Source organism: Salibacterium halotolerans, assembly GCF_900115625.1.
Taxonomy (GTDB): Bacteria; Bacillota; Bacilli; order Bacillales; family Marinococcaceae; genus Salibacterium; species Salibacterium halotolerans.
This window is the reverse complement of record NZ_FOXD01000004.1, coordinates 114,508-134,032: the sequence shown is the minus strand read 5'-3', so window position 1 is coordinate 134,032 and position 19,525 is coordinate 114,508. Positions and strand designations below refer to the sequence as shown.

Here is a 19,525-nt window from a genome sequence, read left to right as displayed (position 1 = left end):
TAAAACATTCTATGAATAAGGGATAATGAAAAAAGCCACATCCGTGATTATCACGAATGCGGCTTTTTGTTGTTCTGTTATTCTGCAGGTTCCAGGTCTTCGATGGATTCAATATCCATATATGTCGGAACGGCTAATCCGGTCAAGGCACCTTCCAGGTTAGGACCGAGGTCTACAATATTTTCTTTGTGTTCTTCATAGAAACTGCCATGCGTTTTCGGCATCCACGCTGCTGTTGAACCATCTACATCTCCGTTTGCGAGGGACTCAAACACAATGGACGGATCAACTGGTGTGAGCGTTACATCATAGCCTTTCTGCTCCAGTGCCAGTTTTACAACGTTTGAAGACGCACGTTCAGAATCCCATGGAGTAAGTGCCAGCTCTACAGACTTTCCGTCTACAGATTCTACACCGTTTATCCATTCATCTACTTTGTCCTGATTGTTGTCGACCCACTCCTGGGCTACTGTTTCAATATCCTTTTCCTGTGCTTCAAGCAGGAAGGATTCAGAGTCTTCCAATGTCCATTTGAAACGGTCCAAGATAGTGTAAACTCCCGGCATATCCTCTTCCAGTCCTGTTCTTACCATCGTTCTGATTTCTTCAGCTTCCCCGTACGCATTCTTTGGATCCTTCAGATACTTCAGATCCCACTGAGCGAATTTGAAGTGCGGGTTCCAACCGACAATGACAATCGGCTCTTCATTACTATACGCTGTTCTTAATTCCGATAACATAGCAGCCGTAGATGATGTTTTCTGCTCCCAACCGGACAGATTATCATACTCTGAAAGAGCAGTATTTGTGGCTGCTGTAACTCCTGCTCCCGGTTCAATACCTACAATCGTATAATCTACAGCTTCCCCTACATTGGCAGAAGATTCTGTCTGCTCACCAGAACTTTCACCGGATTCTTCTCCTGAGCTTCCGTTGCTGCCGCTTCCTTCTCCTGAACCTTCACTGCCGCCTTCTCCTGATTCATTTTGACCACATGCCGCAGTCAGCATGGTTAAAGATAAACCTGCCGCAAGGGCTATTTTCTTCCAATTTTTCTTTAACATTTCGTACTTCCACTCCTTCTAGGCTGTTTCTACTTAGTAAGTAACAGAAATAATCGTCCCTTTTTATTTCTCTGTTAACAGCTGCTTTTTTATTCTACTTAATTGCCCCCTTTTCCTCAAACATCATATATCATAATTTTCGTACATTTACAGTGCTTAATACAGACTTCACAAAATGTTAATGCTATATCTATGAATATCTACTTCATAGTCATTATATATGCTGGTATCTCCGCTTTTATGAAAAGTGTGTGATTCTTTTTACCTATGTTAATGGTATAATAGTATCGATGAAAAAGCTTGATTACTCCAGTGCATCGTGTATGCTTTGGTTCTTTTTTCATTTAATGCTTTCCGGGGCTCCGGCGCGTTATAATGAAATTATCCTGAGCCAATATGGGGGCCGTTATGATCGTTCACTACCACCTGGGTGCAGTTATCGTCGTTATCCTGCTGTTCGCTCTCGTCCATTATCTTTACAGCAGACAGATGAAAATAACAGCCTTGATCGTCCACAATCTGCTCCGGATTCTTTATCTGGGAGCTATTATGACAGGTTTTATACTGCTCGGGCTCGTTCCTGTCAACCTCGGAGGTCTCGGCAAACTCGCGCTCGGCATTATCAGTATCGGGCTGATGGAAATCTATTTCAGTCATTATAAAAAGGACGATGCCCCGAGACCCTTTCTCGTCGTTGTCATTGTTATCCTCGCGCTGACCATTCTTACCGGAATGCTGCTGCCGCAGGGAATTTCCCTGTAAATAAAAAGGCTGTTCCTTTTGTGATGAACACATGGAACAGCCTTTTTGATTCAGTTATCTATTATTTGAAGGTTAATCGGCCGGAGCGCATGTCATCGGTCATGCCTTCATACGGCGCTTCCGCCACAACACTCTCGTTGTTAACGCCTTCGTTTTGGAAAAACGTGATGTCCGCGAATTCCGGAACAACATGTTTTGGGTACGTGTCGTATTTCTCGCGGGATTCTTTCATGACATCGATGTAATCATTTTGATAGCACGTAGTGATTTCCGGGTGTTCATGCACCCATTTCGGGAAGAAAATGATGCCGTGCATGCGTTTGTCATTTGGCATAAAGTTCAGGGAAACATCGGTGCCGGTCGGCTCCGTCCATGATACTTTAAACACGCCGTCGACGATTTTCACGAGGTCGACTTTCTGGTCGCGGACCCAGCGCCCGCCGACCATACCGCTGTGGATGCGGTAATCGATCGTGTCTTCATTTTTAATGTACATTTCATATTCCCAGCCGTTTTCGTACGTATAAATGAGATGGCTTCCAAGAAATTCATTAAGATCTTTCATTATCTGTCTCCTCCTTCGTAATATTAAACATGTCATTGTTTACATGTTTAACTTTATATGATTTATTCTACACCTGTGATATAATAACGTCAATGCAAGTAGAAACGGAGGAATAGTTATGGCAGCCCGGAGAGTGCTGAAGTACGCTATCTTAGGCCTTTTGAGAAAAGATGATAAAAGTGGATACGATATTACGTCCGACTTCAAACAGGCGATTGGACAGTTCTGGAGTGCTAAACACAGTCAGATTTACACGGAGTTGAAGAAGCTGCTGGAGGAAGAGCTGATTTCCTCTTACATTGAGCTGTCCGGGGAGAAGCTGGAAAAAAAGATGTACACCTTGACGGAGAAAGGAAAAGAGGATCTGCACACATGGCTTTTGACACAGGATGATCATCTCGAAACGGAGAAAGATGTGTTCGCGCTGCGGCTCTATTTTCTGAAAGATATCCCCTCTGCAGATCTTCTTGCGTTGTTTGAAAATCAATTAAACCTGCGCACCAATAAATTAAACATGCTGAAAGAACAGTATGCTTATCATTTCGGGGAGGAAAACCGACCTGTGGATTTGGATGCCGACGACCTCGGGCATTATTTTGTCTTAACCAAAGCCATTTCGCGCGAAGAAAATTATATCTTCTGGTTAATGGAAAGCATGGATATTATAAGACAGAGGCAGTACGGGGAATAACAAGCTGCGCTGAGGGACATGTCATCGCAGCCTGATGTTCTGCCATTCTTTCTGATGACGGAGAATCTCCCGGAATTGCTGTATATCGGTTTCGCCAGTGAAGAAATGTTTCGGCACGACAACAGCCTGCTCCTTCGTAAGATATAACTGAAAAAAGTCACGGCGTTCACGTACCCCCTCGAGCCGGTGCCATTCCATAAAGGCCGTCTCCTCCGCTCTTTTTTCATAAAAACCGTCCGGCTGGAATATGTACGTCACCCCGTCTTTCATCATCGGATTACGTTGATTCTGTTTTTTGAATTTATATTTTAAAATCATCCACCCTGCAAGCATGCCCGCCGCTTCAATCAAAAGGGTGATGGCAGCCGTACCGATTACTCCCATCGCAAACTGCAGGTGGAATACGATATAAATAGGAATCAAAGCAATGACGCCGATTACCGCCATTTTTCTCATCGTATGAAGACGAAAATGCTGCAGCGCATCGTGAAGGCCCAGCCTCCCCTCCGCTGTGACTGTTGACTCTTCTGTTGTATCCATCGAAGTTACTCCTTTGCTGGTTGTGTTCGTGATCGTGTTCCGCTCGAAAACGTTGTGTTCCCGCCCGATTTCGACATGTTTTCGCTCGTTTTCGACAACAATTCGCTCGAACCAGCCGACTTTCCGCTGGAAACGTCCGAGATGGTTACACTCAACTCATCTTATTGATAAGTTTTTAGGTGCCATAAACGAGATGGGCCGCGGCAAAACTCATCTGCTGCCACCCAATCATAACTGCAAAAGACAAACCATGCACAGGAATCAATGCTGTCGTTACTCGAACGGCGGAGTTTTTCAGTGGAAGAAACATACCCATAAGAATACCAGCAGCAAAAAACAACAGAGGATTGACGATCAGCAAATATGCGAAGACCACCCTGCTCCCTCCTCTCAGACTATATCAAATGCTCATGTATGATAGGATTTAACGTTCTATCCAAGACCCTCAATCTGTGATCTTTTTGTTCAAATACCTATCCTTGATCATTATTACCACTCTGAATCCTCGCTACGTTCTGCATTAGATATTTTCCAGTCTCCCGATACACCAAGGAGAAAATCTCTCAAGCCAAGTGGCGCAGTCGAATTCAAGATCCCATCTAAAATATCGCTGTCATTGTATTCATGACCATCCCAAAATGGTTTATCCGTTGTTTGAACCCCTTGTTTTTCATTAAAATTCGAGTGATAATTCAATCGTTCAGCGAATCTTTCTGCTTTCTTTAAAGCATGGTTCATCGGGCTTTCGCTGCTTTCCCCGGACAAGCTTTCTTGAGCAGCTTTATTATATTCATCCTCCGAAACATTTGAGAAGAAAAAGTCTGTTTTTTTGCCGCCATATGATATACCGATACCAATCAAATTTCCGTCATCGTTATAACCCACTTTACCTTCTATTAAAGCACTGACTTTTTGAGGGTCCATTTTATCACCATTGTTATGAATAAATGTATAATCTGACGAAAAGGAGAAAGAGTCCTTTTGGACATGAGACAGCTGTAATTGTTCAACAGCCACTTTTTTAAATTCATCTTCAGGCAGATCTACTTCGTACAAATCCTGTGCTGACGCACCGCCACTAAAAGTTCCGGATAGAACTAAAGTAAACACAGTGCAGAGTAAAAACCTGGATTGTCCAATACATAACATAATGCTTCCCTCCTCGCGGATTATATGTAAAATTCCATATGCGGCTTTTCTTCTTTATAATAATCCAATCTATCCTGCAGGGTTCCTGTATGAAATTCAAACTTATGCCCATCCGGATCCGTAAAGTAGATGGATTTCTTATCCCCTTCCTCTCTTTCACGCCCCGGTAACATCGTGACACCCAGATCCAGCAGCTTTTTGTACACCCTGTCAAAGTCGGACTCCTCAATGGAAAAGGCGGTATGAGTATACGACGCATGAATGTCACCGCGGGGGATATTTTCTTCCACATTCAGTGCGAGCCACATTCCGTTCAAGTCGAAATAAGCAGTGTGTCTGCCTTTTACCAGCAATGTTGCCTCCAACACGTTTTGATAAAAACGAATGGACCTCTCCAGATTAGACACCGAAAATAAAAAATGATTCAGACCCTTTATGTACACCGCTATCACCTCACATTTACATTCAATCATTCCTATGATAATTTTTCCAGAGACTATTTTCTTTTTTTCAGAGGAGTGTGCCAATGAGAGACCGCTGTGATGCATAAATAGGATTTAGATGAGCATGTTGTGTTTCGCTCGAAAACCTGAAGATTCCGCCCGCTTTCGACATGTTTTCGCTCGTTTTCGACAAGAATTCGCTCGAACCAGCTGCTTTTTCGCTGGAAACGATTCATACTAAACTCGATCCGTCATTCAGCTGTTCCTTCAGGGCGCAGACTGCATACTTTGTTTTAAAAAACTCCTGTGCTTACTCAGCACAGGAGCGTTACCGGTTATTCCGGAATGTATGGCAGGTCCTTGTTGTTCGGGATGTTGATGACGTGGGTGTCGGTGTAGGCGAGCAGGCCTTCTTCGCCGTATTCGCGCCCGATGCCGGATTGTTTCACACCGCCGAATGGGTACCGGACATCAAGTCCCTGAACGGCGGCGGTGTTGATCATAGTTGTTCCGGCCTGGATGCGGCGCGCGACTTTCACTGCATGTTCTTCTTCACCCCATACCGAGCTCGTCAGCCCGTAGATACTGTTGTTGGCCAGTTCAATGCCTTGTTCATCCCCGTCAAACGGCAGAATCGGCACGGTCGGCCCGAACTGTTCTTTTTCTACAATCGGATCCTCGTGGTCTACGCCGAGTACCATCGTCGGCTGCATAAAGTACCCTTCCTCGAATACGTCCTCATCCAGAATGGTGCCGAGCTTGATAACTTTTGCTCCTTTATCTGCCGCCTGGTCCACCAGCTTTTGGACGTGATCGACCTGCTGCTTGTTATTGATCGGCCCGATCGTGACGTTTTCGTTAAACGGATCACCGACTCTGATCCATTGATCGGCCGCTTCTTTGTACTTTTCAACAAATTGATCGTAAATCGAGCGGTCCACATAGATCCGCTTGGCAATCATGCAGATCTGACCGGCGGTGAGAAAATTGGAAATGACCATGCGCCGCATTGCCTGCTCATCGTTTACATCAAAGTCACTCAGCACGACAGCAGCATCATTTCCACCCAGTTCTAGTGTGAGATTTTTGATCGTATCAGCTGCCGCTTTCATGATGTGCTTCGCTGTTTCGGTACCTCCCGTGAACGCAATTTTTGCGACTTTGGGGTTGGAGGTTAATTCCTTCCCAACGTCAGCATCCCCGTGAACAAGGTTCAGTACCCCGTCCGGCATTTCTTCCGCAATCATTTCCGTGACTTTGGTCACCGCAAGCGGAGCGTAAGGACTTGGCTTAAGCACCATCGTGTTTCCGGCGAGTAAAGCCGGTGCGATTTTTATGGTGGATAGGGACAACGGATAGTTCCACGGCGAAATAGCAGAAACGACACCGATACCGTCGCGGGCGATGATGGTTCTGCCGTTTTCGTCTTCGTTCACTTCGCTTTTCAGCACCTCTTCTACGTTGTCACACGCGAATTCCATCCACGCAAGCGACACGCCGATTTCGCCTTCCGCGTCATACAACGGCTTCCCGTGTTCTCTCGACAACAACTCCTTGATCGCCGGCGTGGCATCTTTTATCTTTTGAATCGCTTTTCTCATCCGCTCGATCCGATCGTCCACCGGCCGGTTCGTCCAATCGAGAAACGTGTCATCCGCCGCATCAATCGCACGGACGGCGTCCTCTTCTGTATTGACGGGGGAAAAACCGGCCGTCTGCTTTGGATGAGCAGGATTTTCCCGCGTTTCATACGTTTCAGCTTTTATTTTTTCTCCATGAATAAATCCATCTACGGTCAATTCCTGTTCATACATAGGGCATGTCCCTCCTTTTTTATTTAAAGCAAAGCCAGCGTGTATGCTGTGGGGATTTTTCTCAGACGTTCGTTGATGAAGGTACGGGGTGCGTCCGGTTCCTGTTTCTTTATCATTGCCATGACGTAGCTTGCCAATCCCCGTTCTGCTTCTATGTCTTCGGGCGGGCTGTCACCCTGTCCTTCCACGTACACGGCACGCCGTGCAGCGGCAGAAAGTGTCTTTTCGAATGTAATGGTGTGCTGCCAGTCCTCACCAGTATCATACTGGTAGGTGATGTCTGTGTATTCCGGCAGTATGTCTTTCAGTGGAGTGATATGTTCCAGTCGTACTTCTGATTTGCTGGTATCCAGAAAATCCAGCATATCCAGCGCGCCGTCCATGACAATGGCCATGGGCTTTTGCCCGTCTCTTCGTACAAAAAATTGATGAAGGTGAGAGTCCTTCCATTCCAATACGACCTGGATGACCTGATGCAGGTGTTCAAATGTAAACGTGGAAGGCACGTAAACCCGTCTCCAAACGTTATGTTTCTCCAATGGCAGTTCAATATGCAGCTGATACAGCTCCACATCGAGCACCTCCGCCGTGTCATACACACGGCCAAGGCACTCCACCATCCGCTCCGCCGGGAAAAATCCGTCCTGCTCTCCTTCCGATTGTATCATCCGGGCTGCCTTCATGCTGAGAGGAGATTGGATTTTTCGGTCTTCTTCGATATAGGACCCCTCAAATTCCACGTCCACCGCCGCACGATTCATTTTCCCAATCCAACGTTGATCCGATGCTTTCGAGATAAATAAGCCGCCGCCCTCTGACATATAGTGCTCCAGCACGTCTTCCCGGACTCCTTCCATCCGCAGAACCTCTCGTATCGCTTCCGCCATCAGGTCCGGCATTTCCAAAAAATCTTCGTCTTCCACCTCACCGATAACAATGGGGTATCTCGATTCATCATTCATCAACAGAACAGCACGACGGTCCCCTATCATGATCACATTCGCATGCCACCCCGTAAGAAGGTCGGAACGTTCCCGGGGTTTGTCCGCCGCCGTCAAATCTTTATCCTTTATCTCCATTTCTTCACGCAACGCTTTCGTGCACTGTATCAGCATAGGATCCCTCCATCTATGAACTAGGCACTACCCGTATATGGATGCAGAATCTCCAGGGTTCTGCGTTTTATTTCTACAGTTGTAATACTTATATCAATTTCTTTTTACAATTGAATTATCATTTTATAATTACAATTCAAGTACTTCATGGTTTAAAGCATTTCTAACATATACTTGAAATATATCAAGTTTCATTAAGGTTTTCACTATTTTTTCCTTGTTTCCAATATAGATTTTCCCGTTTATGTTTGACACCATCAATCCAGACAATTGATTTCTTTTCATTCACTTCAAAAACAAAAATCACCTGATACAGCCCAAGCTTAACCCAATAATTTTTCAGTTTTCCGGATGTTATTTGTTTGGCGGAGAGCTTAGGCATTTTGGAGAATTGTTTGTGGGAATCCAAATAAATTCTCTCCTTCACCTCAGGAGGATAAGCCATAATACCGGCCAACTCATTTAAAGCATTCTGTGACCAGTACACTTTATAAGTTTTGTCCACGTTCAAAATCCTTTACCTTTTTTCGAAGATAATCAAGACCTTCTTCCTTTTCATAAACACGCCCAGCCTGTCGATCCAACTGGCTTAGATTGATTTGTTCAATTAGATTCTCATCCTTGGAGAGAAAGTCAGCATTTAATGGGTCAGGCTTCTCACGTTCCCGTTTCCAATTTATATATTCAATAAAATCAAGAACTTCCGCTGCGTCTTGATCCGGTATAAGGTCGATCAACTGCTTTATTTTTTCACGGTTTACACTCATCTTACTCACCACCCTTGAGATTACTTTTTATTCAATATTATACCACAATGTTAAGTGGTCCCTGCCGCCCATTTCTGAAAATAAAAAGGAAATCGGGATTCATTTCTTTTTTTCCAACCATGTCACCGATTCGATATGATTCGTCTGCGGAAACATGTCGACGGGCTGCACTTCCTGGGCTGCGTACCCGCCGTCTTCGAGAATCTTAAGGTCGCGGGCGAGGGTGGCCGGGTTGCAGGAGACGTATACGATTTTTTCCGGTTTCATGTCGATCATGGTTTGAAGCAGTTTTTCGTCGCAGCCTTTGCGGGGCGGGTCGACGACGAAGACATCGGGCTGGAGGCCGTTTGCTTTATGCCACCATGGGACGAGTTCTTCGGCTTCTCCGACGGCAAAGGTGGTGACGTCATCGAGCTTGTTCAGCTCGGCGTTTCGTTTGGCGTCGGTGATGGCTTCCGGAATGGATTCGACGCCGTAAACGTGACGGGCTTTTCGTGCGAGAAAGAGAGAAATCGTGCCGATGCCGCAGTAGGCGTCGATGACGGTTTCGTTTCCGCGCAGATCGGCGTATTCCAGTGCTTTGTCGTAGAGCGCTTTCGTCTGCTCCGGATTCACCTGGTAAAAGGAACGCGCGGATATGGCGAAAGAGATGCCCCCGATCGTGTCGTAAATGTGTTCCTCCCCCCAGATGAGGGTTGTTTTTTCTCCGTAAATGGCATTGGTCCTTTTCGTGTTGATGTTCTGCATGATGGAGGTGACGTTTGGCATCGCCTCGGTGATATCGCGGACGATGTCCTTTTTGTGCGGCAGATCGGGGCCGTTTGTTACCAGTACGATCATAAGCTGGCCGGTGGTGTGTGCCTGGCGTGTAACGACGTGGCGGAGCGTGCCGCGGGCGTTTTCCTCATCATAGGCTTTGATGTTGTACTGATCAGCGATGCGTTTGACGGTCTGCACCGCTTCATCATTCTCTTCCTTCTGGATGATACAGCTTTCCATGTCCATGATGCGGTGCGATCGTTTTTGAAAAAAGCCGGCTTTCAGGTGGCCGTCGCTGCGTGTGCCGACCGGGACCTGGGCTTTGTTGCGGTAACGCCACGGATTTTCCATGCCGATCGTTGGATGAACGGGGACGTTGTCGATCCCGCCGATACGGGTAATGGCATCCTGCACCTGTTTGTGCTTGAACCGGAGCTGGGCGTCGTAGGTCATATGCTGCAGCTGACAGCCCCCGCATTGGTAATAGATCGGGCACGGCGCTTCGGTGCGTTCGCTGCTTTCTTCAATCCGCTCTGTGATCCGGCCAAACCCGTAGCCTTTTTTCGTTTTGAGGACTTTGATCTGCGCGGTTTCGCCGGGGAGACCGTACGGGACGAAGAGCGCGTACCCGTCCACCTTCGCGACACCATCCCCTTCATGGGTGAGATCCTCGATCACTGCGGTGATGACGTCATTTTTCTGTACCGGCGCGTCCGTGTTCTGCTTCTTTGCCATAATAGTTGGTCCTTTCTCTCGATGAATCTGTGCTGTCCGCTATTTTAACACATGTGGAGGAGGGCTGGCTCGATGGGGGTTCGCTCGAAATGATGTGGTTTTCGCTCGAAACGGGAGTCATTTCGCCCGCTTTCGACAACATTTCGCCCGCAATCAACAAACATTCGCTCGATTAAACAAACAACCTGCCCTCTTCACTGATTTTTAATCCATCAAAATCTTGTATTTTACCGGCCGGATCCAGATACAGGATAAGACAGGGACCCAAGCAGCCGTTTCACGGTATGAGGGGATGAAATATGAAGAAAAGAAGCTGCTTCTTTATTGGAGATATCAGATTGGATGAGATAAGCGTAGTCCTGGAGGGCCTGGTGATGCGCGTTTTTCGAGGTATGACCGCAGTTTGGACACAGCCAGCTTCCGTGGATGCGCTGCATGACTGTTTTGCCGCAGGCCGGGCAGAACACGCCTTTCACCAGATCCGAAGAAGCAATATGATGGCGGTGCAGCGGATTCTGCGCAGATTCAGAATGTGAGGCTAGGAGACGACGGGTAAGTTTGCGGACATCATTACCGGATAAGACGGGATCTGGATAGTGACGGTGCAGCTCATGAATTTTATCAGGCAGCAGGTAAGGGGGGATCACTTGGGGATACATACCGGGGGTGCCGTTTGAGCGTTTCAGCACGGACCGTGGATGAGCCATGACAACAATGGTCTCTATAGGTAGGGAAGGTATATGATTCCAGTCGAGCCACCAGCCCATCTGCATTTTATGTCTGTTTGATTGATGTACCGGATGCTGAAATGCTTCTTCTTTCTCATTATCGAACCGGATCAGCTGATGGAATTCAGCGTCCAATGTAAGAATACCGGTGATATTTTTGACTTCAACGAGGATGATAAGTGAAGTCGAGATGAGGAGTGTATCAATCTGAAAAGGACGCGTGCCGTCGTGCAGGCGGAGGTTATGGAGAATACACCAGTTATCGTTCAGAAATCCGAGATGGTAGTCTATCGACTGTTCTCCTTTGAAGCCGGCCCTCCACCTGGCAAGTTCATTTTCTATTTCGGGACGTCTCGGATGAAGCGCTGAAAGACGCCGGTCGAGCGCCTGAAGTTTTTGGAGATAGAGAGGGGTGGTCCGGGGTTTTTCAATCAAATGTATCACGTTCCTTTCGTTTCGCTGGCAAATGTACATTTTCGCTTGCAATCGACATGGTTTCGCCCGCTTTCGACACGATTCCGCCCGCATCTACCGGAAAATCGCCCGTAAATCCTGCCGATCTCCATGCACCAAACCCAGTTGCTTTCTCATTATAATAAAAATATCAAAATTGTTCCAATCCTTCTTTTCAGGTATGATGAACAAAAGGAGGTATTTGTCATGCAGTATCGGAGACTTGGAAACAGTGGACTCAAGGTGAGTGAAATTGGACTCGGCAGCTGGTTGACGTACGGCTCCACCGTGGAGGACAACAACGCGGCTGATATTATCCGTACCGCCTATGAGCGCGGGATTAATTTTTTTGATACCGCTAACGTGTACAACCGCGGGGAAGCGGAGAAAGTCGTGGGACACACCCTCCGCGAATTCGAGCGCGACAGCTATGTGCTGGCGACGAAGGTGTATTTTCCAATGGGAGACGGTCCGAATGACAAAGGCTTGTCCCGCAAACATATCATGGAGCAGTGCGATGCCAGCCTGAAACGGCTCGGTGTGGACTATATCGATCTGTACCAGTGCCACCGTTTTGACACCGAAACACCCGTCGAAGAAACGTTGATGGCGCTCGATGATCTCGTTCGGCAGGGCAAAGTTCTGTACTACGGATTCAGCGAATGGTCCGCGGCCCAGATCACCGATGCCGTGCATACAGCCAAAGACCGCAAACTCCATGCGCCGGTTTCAAACCAGCCTATCTACAACATGATCAAGCGGTATATTGAAAAAGAAGTGCTCCCGGTCAGCCAGCGGGAAGGCATCGGCCAGGTCGTTTTCTCCCCGCTCGCCCAAGGTGTTCTTACCGGTAAATACAAGCCGAAAGAAAAGTACCCCGAAGGCAGCCGTGCCGCCCATGAAGACATCGGGAAGTTTGTAAGCGGCTTTCTCGCCGAACCAATTCTCGAGCAGGTCGAGCGGCTTGAAAAAATCGCCCATGACGAGCTCAACATCAAATTGTCCCAGCTCGCGCTTGCCTGGATCCTGCGGCAGCCGGGCGTCAGCTCCGCCATTGTCGGCGCCAGCCGCCCTTCCCAGCTTGAAGAGAACCTGAAAGCGACCGAAGTGGAACTCGGCGGAGACGTTCTCGATGAAATAGAAGAGATTCTAAAAGAAATCGAAGCCATAAAAACGTAACAACGAAAGCACACGCACCACCATTCCACGGTGCGTCCCTCCGACCTGTTCCGGCCCGGCCGGAACAGGTTTTTATTTCCAAAGACTTATTTCATTCTTCTTTCGTTCATAGTAAAATAAAATTGAGAACGATTACATGAAAGAAAGGAGTGAGAGCTCCCCGCTTGTGACGAACTGTAAAGCATAGGTAATGGACAGACTTTTCCACTCTATTTTGAAAGGAGACATTTCATTATGCGTTATGATGCACCGAATACACCCGGCAGTCTCGTACAGTTCAGTGATCGTTACGACCATTTTATAGGCGGGGAGTACAAAGCTCCGGCACAAGGAGAATATTTTGACAATATCTCCCCTGTAACCGGCGAAGTGTTCTGCCAGGTTGCCCGCGGCACCGCCGATGACGTGGAAGCAGCAGTGGATGCCGGCGAACAGGCGAAAGACGCGTGGGCCCGCACGTCGCTTTCGGAACGGGGGAATATTTTAAATAAGATTGCGGATCGTATCGAGGAGAACGCTGAAATGCTGGCGGTGGCCGAAACGTGGGACAACGGCAAGGCGGTGCGGGAGTGCCTGAATGCCGATATTCCGCTTGCGGTCGATCATTTCCGCTACTTCGGCGGCGTAATCCGGGCGCAGGAAGGATCCATCAGCCAGATTGATGATGACACGGTGGCATATCACTTTCACGAACCACTCGGGGTTGTCGGTCAGATCATCCCGTGGAACTTCCCGATTCTAATGGGAACCTGGAAAGTGGCCCCTGCTCTTGCGGTGGGGAACTGCGTCGTGTTGAAACCGGCGGAACAGACACCCGCCTCCTTCCACGTACTGCTCGATCTGATCAAAGACCTGCTGCCGCCGGGCGTTCTGAATGTAGTGAACGGATTCGGCGCAGAGGCCGGCAAACCGCTTGCCTCCAACAGCCGCATCGCCAAAATTGCCTTCACCGGCGAAACTACGACCGGACGGCTGATCATGCAGTATGCCTCGGAAAATATTATTCCGGTCACGCTCGAGCTCGGCGGCAAGTCGCCGAACATTTTCTTCTCCGATGTGATGAAGGAAGACGATAAATTTCTCGATAAAGCGGTGGAAGGTTTCGTCATGTTTGCCCTCAACCAGGGGGAAGTCTGCACCTGCCCGTCCCGCGCGCTCATTCACGAATCCATTTACGATGAATTTATGGAACGGGCGCTGAAGCGGGTCGAAGCCATTCAAGCCGGTCATCCGCTCGACACCGAAACGATGATGGGCGCGCAGGCGTCCAAGGAGCAGATGGACAAAATCGTCTCCTACCTTGATATCGGTAAACAGGAAGGTGCCGAACTACTTACCGGCGGTGAAGTGAATGAACTCGAAGGCGACATGGCGGGCGGCTATTATGTGCAGCCGACCATCTTTAAAGGCAATAACAAGATGCGGATTTTCCAGGAAGAAATTTTTGGTCCGGTGCTCGCGGTGACCACATTTAAAACGAACGAAGAAGCGCTTGAAATCGCCAATGACACACTGTACGGCCTCGGCGCCGGCGTCTGGACGCGCGACATGAACACCGCCTACCGTTTCGGACGCGAAATTCAGGCCGGTCGGGTCTGGACGAACTGCTACCACGATTATCCGGCGCATGCGGCCTTTGGCGGCTATAAAAAATCCGGCATCGGTCGTGAGAACCACAAGATGATGCTCGGCCATTACCAGCAGACGAAAAACCTGCTCGTCAATTACGGAGACACCGGTCTCGGATTTTTCTAAACCCTGATGCAGAAAGGATGAATGCAGATGACAGTCGATAGAGTGACCGCGACAGAGGAAGCCCTTGCGTTCATCAAAACATTGGAAGAAAAACACGGCCCCCTCATGTTCCACCAGTCCGGCGGGTGCTGTGACGGCAGTTCACCGATGTGCTTTGCACGCGGGGAATTCCGTATCGGGGACAGTGACGTCTACCTCGGCGATATCGGCGGCATGCCGTTTTACATGTCCCAGGATCAATATGAGTACTGGAAACACACGCAGCTCATCATTGACGTCGTTGATGGACGTGGCGGCATGTTCTCCCTCGACGGACCCGAAGGCAGACGGTTCCTCACCCGTTCGCGCATGTACTCGCAAGATGAACGCGAAGCCATGAAAAAGGAAGAAACCGCGAGATGAGCAGCCGGGGTGGTATACCCCGCTGCTTTTTTTCTGATACTAAGTACACGTTCGTGTTGATTTTTTACCACTGTCCTACTATTCTTTATAGTAAGGAGAATTCTGTTATTTTTTCGAAAGGAGACGGTCTGACATGCCGCACTGGTTTATTATTTTCACCATTATTGTATCGGTCGCTACAGGAATCTGGTCTTTTTTCAATATCCGCCGCGGGTATTAATCGCCGTCATGCCAACATTGACGAGGCAGGAGGAGATGAACCGTTGAAAATGGCAGCAGGATTGATTCTCGGTGCCGGACTGATTTCGCCGCTTTCCGATTTTTCCCTCCCGAATGACTTGTTCTTTCAGAACCACCCAAACGAGCAGGAAGAATCATCGGAGGAAACATCTTCCGGGGACGAAAACAAGCAGTGGGAAGAGCGCTGGAATGAAGCGAAGCAGGCAGCTGAAGAAGCCGGGAAGGACACGCGGACTGAAAAAGAAAAGCTGCAGGATTTTGATAAAAAGTGGAATCAATTCGGGCAGGATAGTATGTTCGGCTCCAATTCCACTTCAACGGAATCCGGAAACGCAGAAAGCAGCGCATGGAGCGATTTCCCATCCATAGGTATACAGAGTTCAGAGTCGGAGGATTCCAATGCTGATACCTCAGAGGAAACCGAAGGAGACGCTTCTTTTAACGAAAAATGGAACGAATTCGGCCGAGAATTCCAGGATACATACGAACAGACCGAAGACAGCTTCGATTGGGAAAGCTCGTTTGACAGCCGCACCGGAACGTATCAGATAACAGAATAAACGAACAGCTGTAACGTAGGAAAGCACCGCATCTGGATGCGGTGCTTTTCTTAGTCCTCTGTGTCATTGCCGGGCACGAAGAGGTGAAGATGCTGGTGGAGGTTGACGAACTCTCCGGGAAGCTGTCCGCCGTATTCGCCGTCCAGATTCAGTTCCATATCCCCTTCCACATGGATTTTTACCCGGTTGGCCTGTACATACATCAATTTTTCATGCTGCAGGTGTTCCCCGTTCAACGCCTGTGTGCCGATCCGGATCAATTCCGGAATGGTCGTTTTTGTAATGATTATCATGTCAAACATGCCGTCGTTGTAACTGGCATCCGGCACCAGTTTTTCAAAACCGCCGACGGAGTTCGTATTGGCAATCAAAAATAACATGATTTCCCCTTCAAACCATTTGCCGTCGTATTCAATACGGGCCGGTTTCGGCTTCAGAAAGCGCAGTTTTTCAAAGCCTTTTACATAATAGGCAAAGTGGCCGAGCATCGTTTTCAGTTTACTGGGGGTGTCATAGGTCAGCTCTGTCAGTTTGCCGCCGGCTGCTATATTAATGAAATACTGTTCATTGACCCGTCCGATATCTATCGGTTCGCTGTGGCCGGCGCTTATGATATCACACACCCCTGCTATGTCATTGCGCCAAATACCAAGAGCCCGGGCAAGATCGTTCGTTGTGCCGGCCGGAATAATACCGAGTTTCGGACGATTCTGCTGCTCAGCCAGGCCGTTCACCACTTCAAAAATCGTGCCGTCTCCTCCGGCAGCCACGACAACATCAAACTTCCGCTGTGCCGCCCGTGCTGCCTCCATCCGGGCATCACTTTCGTGTTTTGTCTGGTGGGCGGACGCTTCATATCCCGCCTGCTCCAAACGGTCGAGAATATAGGGCAGCTGCTTTTTCATCTGTTCTTTTCCGGCGGTAGGGTTATAAATCACTCGTGCTTGCTTCATGGCGTTTCTCCTATGGTTAGTTAAATATCCTTCTTTCCTCTATCTTACAGGAAAGAAGCGATTCTGACGAGAAAATCAACCGGATTGGTTTTTTCATCCAGCAGCAGCCAACTCTTCGTTTCTGACGTGGAAAAAATGGGAATCATACATGAAAGACGTTTGTGAGGGAGGACTTTCATTGACACGGGATATTTTTATTTCTGATATTCACGGACAGTTTGAAGCCTTTGTATCGCTGTTACACCGTATCGATTACCAGCCGGAACAGGACCGGCTTTTTCTGCTTGGAGATTTTATAGACCGCGGGCCGCAGTCTTTTGATGTCATCCGCTATATTCTCGATCTGAAGAATCAGGAAGGTGCTGATGTCACCTGTTTAATGGGCAATCATGAAGATATGATGCTGCAGGCTTTTCAGGACGAAGACGCGGACGGCTTTTCTTTATGGATGGAAAACGGCGGCGGGAACACGCTGCGGAGTTACGTCGGGGAAGAACTGGCGGGAAGTCCGTTTGATGAAATCGTGCACGCCATCCGCCGGGATTTTCCGGAGCATCTCGATTTCATGGATAACCTGCAGCGGTACGCAGAGACACCGGAACATATTCTTGTTCATGCCGGCATCGATCCATTTGCCGAAGACTGGAAAGAATCAGAGCCGCGTACTTTCGTCTGGATCCGGTCTCCTTTTCTTGAGAAAACACACAACGCCGGAAAAACCGTCATCTTCGGACATACCCCGACCCCTACGCTGCACGAAAACGCGCAGCCCTGGTTTCAATCCGACAAAATCGGTATCGACGGAGGGGCCGGCTTTAACATGCAGCTCAACGCCCTCATTTATGAAAACGACACGTACACTGTTATATCAGAGCCGGTACAAACCTAGAAACTGCACACTTAAGGTTATATTATACCTTTTCATCCGGTATGCAAAAAGAGACTGGGACAAAAGATAATCATCATGATGAAAAACCGAATGTTCCAATTCTATAATCAAAAGCCTCAAATATAGCGTAGTCAAAACACGCAGACTCCAGTGGGAAAGCACGAGTCGCGGGTACCCCGCAGGAAGGGTTTTTCTTCCGAGGGCCCGCAGGATGCGGGTCAGGTCGGCGTTGACACAGGATGTGCCGGTTTTAGCCGATCTTCCTCCCTTCGAGCCGTGCCCACGGCAAAGAAGACACGATGAGCCCCAGCGAATCGATGTCGCCCTTGTACTCCGGAGTGCAAAGAAGACACGATGAGCCCCAGCGAATCGATGCCGCCCTTGTGCTCTGGAGTAAAAGCGAAGTGTTTTGACGAAGCGGTGTAGAATGCAGAACAAAAATTCCGAACGATTCTCTGAAGAATCGTTCGGAATTTTTCAGTCACTTTAGAATTTTGTCCCAGACTCTTTTTTTGTATCAGGCATTCATGCCGTCCACAATTAATTGGTTCACCATCTGCGGGTTGGCTTTGCCTTTCGTTTCTTTCATCACCTGGCCGACGAGGAAACCGATAGCTTTGTCCTTCCCGTTCTTATAGTCTTCAATGGACTGTGGATTGTTCTCAAGAACCTTGTCCACAATCTGTTTGAGTTCGCCTTCGTCCGAAATCTGCACAAGCCCTTTGTCCTGTACAATCTGTTCGGGATCGCCGCCTTGTTCCATGAGATCGGTAAAGACGGTTTTGGCGATCTTACTGGAAATGGTGCCTTTATCTATCAGAGTCACCAGTTTGGCAAGTGAGGACGGCGTAAGCTCTGTATCGGCAAGCTCCATGTCATTGGAATTCAAATATCCGTTGACGTCCCCCATCAGCCAATTGGCAGACTGCTTGGCGTCGGCTCCTTCGTTGATTGTTTCCTGGAAGAAGTCCGCCATGTTCTTCGACTGCGTGAGGACGCCGGCATCGTAGGCCGGCAGGTCGAACTCTTCCATATAGCGCTCCCGGCGGGCGTCCGGAAGTTCCGGAATAGTGGCTTTGATATCGTTTTTCCAGTCTTCATTGATGTGCAGCGACACAAGGTCGGGTTCCGGGAAGTAACGGTAATCGTCCGATCCTTCTTTCACGCGCATCAAAGTCGTTTCTTTTTTCGCGTCATCCCAGCGGCGGGTTTCCTGAAGAATGTCGCCGCCGGAGAGAAGCTCCTGTTCCTGGCGCTTCTCTTCGTAAGCCAGACCTTTGTGAACGTTTGTGAAGGAGTTCAGGTTTTTCAGTTCCGTTTTGGTCCCGAATTCTTCCTGCCCCGCCGGTTTCAGCGAAATGTTCGCGTCACAGCGGAGAGACCCTTCTTCCATCTTGCAGTCAGAAACTTCCGTATACTGAAGAACAGCCTTCAACTTTTCAAGATAGGCATACGCTTCTTCCGGTGTTTCAATATCCGGTTCAGAAACGATCTCAATCAACGGGGTACCGACACGGTTGAAATCGACAAGACTATGGTCGTCGTATTCATCGTGGGTCAGCTTACCGGCATCTTCTTCCATATGGATACGGGTAATGCCGATGTTCTTTTTATAGCCGTCCACTTCAATTTCAAGCGATCCGTTCTCACCGATCGGCTTGTCGAACTGTGAAATCTGGTATGCTTTCGGGCTGTCGGGATAAAAGTAGTTCTTGCGGTCGAACTTGGTTTCCCCTGCAATTTCACAGTTCAAAGCAAGTGAGGCTTTCATGGCGTATTCCACAGCGCGCTGGTTCAAAACCGGGAGCACACCGGGATGGCCGAGACAGACCGGGCACGTATGCGTGTTTGCCGGTGCCCCGAATTCCGTCGAACAGTTACAGAAAATTTTCGTATCGGTTTTCAGTTCGGCATGGACTTCCAGGCCGATGACGGTATCAAATTTCATCACAGGTTCCCCCC

22 protein-coding genes are annotated in these 19,525 nt (G+C 48.4%); 8 read left to right on the top strand and 14 right to left on the bottom strand.

Going from position 1 to position 19,525, the window contains the following annotated elements:
- Nucleotides 1-77 precede the first annotated feature (77 nt).
- Nucleotides 78-1,064, bottom strand: coding sequence for a glycine betaine ABC transporter substrate-binding protein (locus BM124_RS05090; RefSeq protein ID WP_093335751.1), 987 nt, complete (start codon nt 1,062-1,064; stop codon nt 78-80).
- 396 nt (nt 1,065-1,460) lie between these two features.
- On the opposite strand from BM124_RS05090, the gene BM124_RS05085 reads away from it, so the two are divergent.
- Entirely contained in the window at nt 1,461-1,826 is a 366-nt protein-coding gene (locus tag BM124_RS05085; RefSeq protein ID WP_093335749.1) for a DUF1516 family protein, read from the top strand.
- A gap of 61 nt (nt 1,827-1,887) precedes the next feature.
- On the opposite strand, the gene BM124_RS05080 is transcribed toward BM124_RS05085, so the two are convergent.
- Complete coding sequence (locus tag BM124_RS05080; RefSeq protein ID WP_093335748.1) at nt 1,888-2,391, bottom strand: phenolic acid decarboxylase; 504 nt, start codon at nt 2,389-2,391, stop codon at nt 1,888-1,890.
- A 118-nt stretch (nt 2,392-2,509) separates the two neighbouring features.
- On the opposite strand from BM124_RS05080, the gene BM124_RS05075 reads away from it, so the two are divergent.
- Nucleotides 2,510-3,082: a PadR family transcriptional regulator gene (locus BM124_RS05075; protein ID WP_093335746.1), complete on the top strand. Its 573-nt coding sequence runs from the start codon at nt 2,510-2,512 to the stop codon at nt 3,080-3,082.
- A 21-nt stretch (nt 3,083-3,103) separates the two neighbouring features.
- Here BM124_RS05075 and BM124_RS05070 read toward each other — a convergent pair whose 3' ends face one another.
- The 9 genes from BM124_RS05070 to rlmD form a co-directional block, all read right to left on the bottom strand.
- Nucleotides 3,104-3,622, bottom strand: a complete 519-nt coding sequence (locus BM124_RS05070; protein WP_093335745.1) for a YcxB family protein — start codon at nt 3,620-3,622, stop codon at nt 3,104-3,106.
- A 175-nt stretch (nt 3,623-3,797) separates the two neighbouring features.
- Nucleotides 3,798-3,998: a hypothetical protein gene (locus tag BM124_RS05065; RefSeq protein ID WP_093335743.1), complete on the bottom strand. Its 201-nt coding sequence runs from the start codon at nt 3,996-3,998 to the stop codon at nt 3,798-3,800.
- A gap of 113 nt (nt 3,999-4,111) precedes the next feature.
- Complete coding sequence (locus BM124_RS05060; RefSeq protein WP_093335741.1) at nt 4,112-4,771, bottom strand: hypothetical protein; 660 nt, start codon at nt 4,769-4,771, stop codon at nt 4,112-4,114.
- Between the two features lie 20 nt (nt 4,772-4,791).
- Nucleotides 4,792-5,244: a metallothiol transferase FosB gene (gene fosB / locus BM124_RS05055; protein WP_425288536.1), complete on the bottom strand. Its 453-nt coding sequence runs from the start codon at nt 5,242-5,244 to the stop codon at nt 4,792-4,794.
- A gap of 305 nt (nt 5,245-5,549) precedes the next feature.
- Nucleotides 5,550-7,028 carry an aldehyde dehydrogenase family protein gene (locus BM124_RS05050; protein ID WP_093335738.1) on the bottom strand — a complete coding sequence of 493 codons (1,479 nt, stop codon included), beginning with the start codon at nt 7,026-7,028 and terminating at the stop codon, nt 5,550-5,552.
- Nucleotides 7,029-7,051: 23 nt separating this feature from the next.
- Nucleotides 7,052-8,143 (bottom strand): plasmid pRiA4b ORF-3 family protein, encoded by a 1,092-nt coding sequence (locus BM124_RS05045; protein ID WP_093335737.1) that lies wholly within the window; start codon nt 8,141-8,143, stop codon nt 7,052-7,054.
- Between the two features lie 184 nt (nt 8,144-8,327).
- Nucleotides 8,328-8,648: a type II toxin-antitoxin system RelE family toxin gene (locus BM124_RS05040; protein ID WP_093335735.1), complete on the bottom strand. Its 321-nt coding sequence runs from the start codon at nt 8,646-8,648 to the stop codon at nt 8,328-8,330.
- Entirely contained in the window at nt 8,632-8,910 is a 279-nt protein-coding gene (locus tag BM124_RS05035) for a hypothetical protein (protein ID WP_093335734.1), read from the bottom strand. The genes BM124_RS05040 and BM124_RS05035 overlap by 17 nt, the downstream gene beginning before the upstream one ends.
- A gap of 99 nt (nt 8,911-9,009) precedes the next feature.
- Complete coding sequence (gene rlmD / locus BM124_RS05030) at nt 9,010-10,404, bottom strand: 23S rRNA (uracil(1939)-C(5))-methyltransferase RlmD (protein ID WP_093335732.1); 1,395 nt, start codon at nt 10,402-10,404, stop codon at nt 9,010-9,012.
- Between the two features lie 5 nt (nt 10,405-10,409).
- Between rlmD and BM124_RS18785 the strand changes: the two genes are divergently transcribed.
- Nucleotides 10,410-10,580 carry a hypothetical protein gene (locus tag BM124_RS18785; protein ID WP_170840970.1) on the top strand — a complete coding sequence of 57 codons (171 nt, stop codon included), beginning with the start codon at nt 10,410-10,412 and terminating at the stop codon, nt 10,578-10,580.
- Between the two features lie 51 nt (nt 10,581-10,631).
- Here BM124_RS18785 and BM124_RS05025 read toward each other — a convergent pair whose 3' ends face one another.
- Nucleotides 10,632-11,567 (bottom strand): NERD domain-containing protein, encoded by a 936-nt coding sequence (locus BM124_RS05025; protein WP_170840969.1) that lies wholly within the window; start codon nt 11,565-11,567, stop codon nt 10,632-10,634.
- Between the two features lie 225 nt (nt 11,568-11,792).
- Between BM124_RS05025 and BM124_RS05020 the strand changes: the two genes are divergently transcribed.
- From BM124_RS05020 to BM124_RS05005, 4 genes are all read left to right on the top strand, one after another.
- Nucleotides 11,793-12,764 carry an aldo/keto reductase family protein gene (locus tag BM124_RS05020; protein ID WP_093335729.1) on the top strand — a complete coding sequence of 324 codons (972 nt, stop codon included), beginning with the start codon at nt 11,793-11,795 and terminating at the stop codon, nt 12,762-12,764.
- 234 nt (nt 12,765-12,998) lie between these two features.
- Nucleotides 12,999-14,519: an acetaldehyde dehydrogenase ExaC gene (exaC, locus tag BM124_RS05015; protein WP_093335728.1), complete on the top strand. Its 1,521-nt coding sequence runs from the start codon at nt 12,999-13,001 to the stop codon at nt 14,517-14,519.
- Between the two features lie 27 nt (nt 14,520-14,546).
- Complete coding sequence (locus BM124_RS05010; protein ID WP_093335726.1) at nt 14,547-14,921, top strand: DUF779 domain-containing protein; 375 nt, start codon at nt 14,547-14,549, stop codon at nt 14,919-14,921.
- A gap of 263 nt (nt 14,922-15,184) precedes the next feature.
- Nucleotides 15,185-15,721: a hypothetical protein gene (locus tag BM124_RS05005; protein WP_093335724.1), complete on the top strand. Its 537-nt coding sequence runs from the start codon at nt 15,185-15,187 to the stop codon at nt 15,719-15,721.
- 50 nt (nt 15,722-15,771) lie between these two features.
- Here BM124_RS05005 and BM124_RS05000 read toward each other — a convergent pair whose 3' ends face one another.
- The gene (locus BM124_RS05000) at nt 15,772-16,674 is read right to left on the bottom strand and encodes a diacylglycerol kinase (protein ID WP_093335723.1); all 903 of its coding nucleotides are present in this window, start codon (nt 16,672-16,674) and stop codon (nt 15,772-15,774) included.
- A gap of 178 nt (nt 16,675-16,852) precedes the next feature.
- Here BM124_RS05000 and BM124_RS04995 point away from each other — a divergent pair, with 178 nt between their 5' ends.
- Nucleotides 16,853-17,563, top strand: a complete 711-nt coding sequence (locus tag BM124_RS04995; protein WP_170840968.1) for a metallophosphoesterase family protein — start codon at nt 16,853-16,855, stop codon at nt 17,561-17,563.
- A gap of 517 nt (nt 17,564-18,080) precedes the next feature.
- Here BM124_RS04995 and gatB read toward each other — a convergent pair.
- A complete protein-coding gene (gene gatB / locus BM124_RS04990; protein WP_093335719.1) occupies nt 18,081-19,511 on the bottom strand; it encodes an Asp-tRNA(Asn)/Glu-tRNA(Gln) amidotransferase subunit GatB in 1,431 nt (476 codons plus the stop codon).
- Nucleotides 19,512-19,525 lie beyond the last annotated feature (14 nt).